General features: G+C 68.6%; 2 protein-coding genes. Both read right to left on the bottom strand.

The window, feature by feature from the left end; translation table 11 throughout:
• Window positions 1-36: 36 nt before the first annotated feature.
• Entirely contained in the window at window positions 37-219 is a 183-nt protein-coding gene (pufA, locus tag FV222_RS28315) for a light-harvesting antenna LH1, alpha subunit (protein ID WP_147730006.1), read from the bottom strand.
• A gap of 11 nt (window positions 220-230) precedes the next feature.
• Entirely contained in the window at window positions 231-464 is a 234-nt protein-coding gene (pufB, locus tag FV222_RS28310) for a light-harvesting antenna LH1, beta subunit (protein ID WP_147730005.1), read from the bottom strand.
• Window positions 465-701: the final 237 nt, after the last annotated feature.

Below are 701 nucleotides of genomic sequence, written 5' to 3'. Positions count from 1 at the left end.
TTCCGGGCACGCCCGGCCGGCCGCCGCGGGGCCGGGTCACGCCGGGGTCGGCGCGACGATCTGGAGGGAGGCCGCCTTGGAATCCTTGGCGCCCTCCAGCCAGTTGAACCGGCTGGTGCTGAGCAGGATGAAGTGGATCAGCAACGCGAGCACGAAGAGGAAGGTGAACAGAGCCACCAGCGTGCGGCGGGGATCGAACAGGAGCCAGACCTTGTGCATGGTGTCCTCCCTTACGAGATCATCGAGACGAGGCCGTGGACCGCTTGGGCTCCGCCCTCGAGCATGGCGTAGCCCTTCGGCCCGGGCAGCCAGGGGCGCCACATCCAGACCAGGATGTGCGCGACCACGGCGATCGCGGTGAAGATGATGAAGCTCGTCAGGAAGATCGCGTGGAACTCCTTGGCTTCAGGTTCCGTCAGCCCCGACAGGCTGCTCGGACGTTCGAGCGTTCCGGGATTGGCCATGGTTGAAGTACCTCCGTTTGGCTGACCGCGCGGCAGCGTCGCGCGGGGGGGAGCGCCGTGGCGGCGTTGAGGTGCCACGACCGGACTTCCACCCGTTGCCCGGACGGAAGCGTCTCGATGGGCCGAGGCGGCGCGGTGCGCGTCCGGCTCGGCCCGAAAACGTCAGCCCATGAAGGCGTAGGGGATGGCCGAGACTGCCATGGCCCTGGCCTCGCCGAAGACCGAGCGGCGCTGGGC

Source organism: Methylobacterium sp. WL103, from assembly GCF_008039885.1.
Classification (GTDB): Bacteria; Pseudomonadota; Alphaproteobacteria; order Rhizobiales; family Beijerinckiaceae; genus Methylobacterium; species Methylobacterium cerastii.
Note: the sequence above shows the minus strand (reverse complement) of the source record. Positions and strands in the feature narration are given on the sequence as shown.